The 3,432-nt window shown below is 74.0% G+C and carries 3 protein-coding genes; 2 read left to right on the plus strand and 1 reads right to left on the minus strand.

The features are described 5' to 3' along the window. A partial coding sequence (locus AAW13_RS41455; RefSeq protein ID WP_071659858.1) for an alpha/beta hydrolase occupies positions 1-810 on the minus strand: 810 nt, incomplete at its 3' end. A gap of 345 nt (positions 811-1,155) precedes the next feature. Here AAW13_RS41455 and AAW13_RS41460 point away from each other — a divergent pair. Continuing rightward, entirely contained in the window at positions 1,156-2,322 is a 1,167-nt protein-coding gene (locus tag AAW13_RS41460) for an MFS transporter (protein ID WP_046728605.1), read from the plus strand. 87 nt (positions 2,323-2,409) lie between these two features. Continuing rightward, positions 2,410-3,279 (plus strand): LysR family transcriptional regulator, encoded by an 870-nt coding sequence (locus AAW13_RS41465; protein ID WP_046728564.1) that lies wholly within the window; start codon positions 2,410-2,412, stop codon positions 3,277-3,279. Positions 3,280-3,432 lie beyond the last annotated feature (153 nt).

The following is a 3,432-nucleotide window of genomic DNA, read 5'->3' on the forward strand; positions in this document are numbered from 1 at the left end:
GTAGGCCTCGCCCTCGTCGCGCAGCACGTCGGCCTCGGCGACGATGACCAGGGCCGGGGGGAGGTCCTTGAGCTGCTCGGTGGTGGCGCGCAGCGGCGACGCGGTGATCTGGGCACGCTCGGCCTCGTCGGTCGTGTACTGGTCCCAGAACCAGAACATGCCGTCGCGGCGCAGGAAGTAGCCCTCGGCGAACTGGTGGTAGGAGGCGGTGTCGAAGCTCGCGTCCGTGACCGGGTAGAACAGCACCTGCTGGAGCAGCGGGACACCGCCGCGCTCCTTGGCCATCAGGGTGAGCGCGGCGGCCATGTTGCCGCCGACCGAGTCACCGGCGACCGCGATGCGGGTGGCGTCCAGGTCCTTGGTCGCCCCCTGCTCCACGACCCACTTGGCGACGGCCCAGTTCTGCTCGATCGCGACCGGGTAGCGGGCCTCGGGCGAGCGGTCGTACTCGGGGAAGACGACGGCGGCGTTCGCGCCGACGGCGAGTTCGCGGACCAGGCGGTCGTGGGTGTGGGCGTTGCCGAAGACCCAGCCGGCGCCGTGGATGTAGATGATGACCGGCAGGGTGCCGGTGGCGCCGGCCGGCTTCACGACGCGGGCCTGGACGGTTCCGGTGGGACCGCCGGAGACCGTGATCCACTCCTCGTCGACGGCCGGCTTGGCGATCTCGCCGGACTGCACCTCGTCGACGGCCTTGCGGCCCTCCTCCGGGGCGAGGTCGAAGAGGAAGGGCGGGTTGGCGGTGGCCTCGACGAAGGCCTGGGCGGCGGGTTCGAGGACCGGCTTGACGGGCGTGGGGGCTTCGGACATGACGGGTCTCCTGGGATCGCGTGCGGCGCACCGGTCGTTCCGGTGCCACCGTGCCTCCACGCTAGGAGCGCCCCGGCCCCGGCAGTTGACCGCGAGCGCACAGCCGGTGGCCCGGCAGCGCACCCCGGGCCGGACCGGCGCCCGCTCGCCGGTCGTCTCCGGCAGGTCATCTCCGATCAAGATGACTGACATCCCCGATGATCGCCGTGAGGTGGGAAGCACAGCGGCCGGCGGAACGCTGTGGGGTACGTGAGTGCACTGCCTCCTGTGAGGAAGGTCCCCGTGTCCCAGTCGTCGTCCGAAGTCCGCTCCCCGCGCCGGGGTGCCGCCGAGCCCGCCCACGGCGTGCCCGGCTGGCTGATCGCGCTGTTCGCCGTCGCCTCCGGGATGACGGTCGCAAACCTGTACTACGCGCAGCCGCTGCTGGCCGAGCTGCGCGGGGTCTTCCACGTCGGCGAGTCCACCGCCGGCACGCTGATCACGCTCACCCAGGTCGGCTACGTGATCGGCATGGTCTTCCTGGTCCCGCTGGGCGACCGGCTGGAGAAGCGGAGCCTGGTCACCGCGCTGCTGACGGTCACCACGCTCGCGATGGTGGCGGCCGGCCTGGCGACCGGGTTCCCCATGCTGCTGGCCGCCTCGCTGGTCAGCGGTGCCACGTCGGTGGTGGCGCAGATCCTCGTGCCGTTCGCCGCGAGCCTGGCGCCCGACCACGCCCGCGGCCGGATCGTGGGCCGGGTGATGAGCGGCCTGCTCACCGGCATACTGCTGTCCCGCACGCTCAGCAGCCTGGTCTCCGGCGTGGCCGGCTGGCGGGTCGTCTACCTCGGCTCAGCCGTGCTGATGGCCCTGCTGGCGGTGGCGCTGCGGCTCGCCCTGCCGCGGCACGCGCCGACCACGTCCGTGCCGTACCACCATGTGCTGCGCTCCACGGCGGCCCTGGTGCGCACCCACCCGGTGCTGCTGCGCCGCGGCCTCTACCAGGCGGCGATGTTCGGTGCGTTCAGCGCCTTCTGGACCACCGTCTCGTACGTCCTGACCGGCGCCCGGTTCCACTACTCCGCCGTCGGCGTCGGGGTGTTCGCGCTGGTCGGAGCCGCCGGTGCGGCCGTGGCGCCGCTCGCCGGGCACTGGGCGGACCGCGGACTGACCCGGCCCATGACCGGCGCCGCGCTCGGTGTGGCCGCGCTGGCCTTCGCCGTGGCCGGGCTCGGGCAGCACAGCGTGGTCCTGCTCGCGCTCGCCGCCGTCGCCCTGGACATGGCCGTACAGACCACGCTGATCCTCGGCCAGCACACGGTCTACCAGCTGGACCCCCTCGCCCGGGCCCGCCTGAACAGCGCCTTCATCGCGATCTTCTTCATCGGCGGCGCGGTGGGCTCGCAGGCCGGCTCCATCGCCTACCGGGCCGGCGGCTGGACCGCGGTGAGCGTCTTCGGGGCCGCCCTGCCGGTACTGGCACTGCTGTACTGGCTGACGGAACGGCGCCCGGGGGCGGAGCACTCGGCGTAGAGCCACGGCGGAACCGGTGGCCGCGCCTAGGATGCGGCGGAGATCGTCGCCCGGCTCGGACGGGCGCTGTGTCGGTGGGAGCGGATGATGGACCTGCGGCAGATGGAAGTGGTCGTCGCGGTGGCGGACACGGGCGGGTTCACGGCGGCGGCACGGCGGCTGCACGTGGTGCAGTCCGCCGTCTCCGGTACGGTCCGCACCCTCGAACGCGAGCTGGGCACCGCGCTGTTCACCAGGACCACGCACCGGGTCGGGCTCACCCCGGCCGGCGAGGCGTTCGTCCCGGCGGCCCGGCAGGCGCTGCGGGCCGCCGAGGCGGCCCGGGAGGCGGTCGACGCGGCGAAGGGCGAGCTGCGCGGCCGGGTGACGGTCGGCACCATGCAGGGCGTCTGGGCGGACCTGCACCTCGCGCTGGCCGCGCTGCGGGCGGAGCACCCGCGGGTGGGCGTGCGGCTGCGGCAGGCCGCGGTCGCCGACATCCGGCAGGGGCTGCGCGAAGGCACGGTGGACCTGGCGGTGGTGGCGCTGGACCGCCGTCAGCAGCGAGGACTGGTGACCCGGCTGCTGGCCCGCGAGGAGATGGTCCTGGTGGCGTCGCACCGCCGGACCCTCACTGCGAGCGGGCCCGGCGGCCGGGTCGACCTGGCCGACATCGCGGAGCTGCCCCAGGTGGAGTTCACGCCGGGGTGGGCGATCCGGGACGCGGCCGACCGCTCGTTCCGCGCGGCCGGCGTCGAACGCGCCACGGCCTTCGAGGTCAACGACATCGTGGCGGCGTCCGAACTGGTCCGGGCCGACCTCGGCGTCTGCGTCATGCCGCCGACCATCGCCGGCCGCTTCCCGGACCTGGCGACCTACCGGTTCACCCGGCACGCGCCGACCTGGAAGGTGATGGTGGTACGACCGCCCGGCGAGCCCCCGGCGGCGGCCGCGGCCCTGCTACGCCACCTGAACTGACCGCCCGGTGCCGCGGCCCGGCCGGGTCGGAAGGTGTCTGTCGCCGGGCCGGTCAAAGGGTGTCTGTCGCCGGGCCGGTCAAAGGGTCTGTGTCGCCGGGCCGGTCAGAGGGTGTCTGTCGCCGGGCCGGTCAGACGGTGTCTGTCGCCGGGC

The organism is Streptomyces humi, from assembly GCF_001005085.2.
Taxonomy (GTDB): Bacteria; Actinomycetota; Actinomycetes; order Streptomycetales; family Streptomycetaceae; genus Streptomyces; species Streptomyces humi.

What these genes read in the sequence shown, in the direction of transcription:
- AAW13_RS41465 (WP_046728564.1), top strand. Translation starts at nt 2,410, where the DNA reads ATGGACCTGCGGCAGATGGAAGTGGTCGTCGCGGTGGCGGACACGGGC.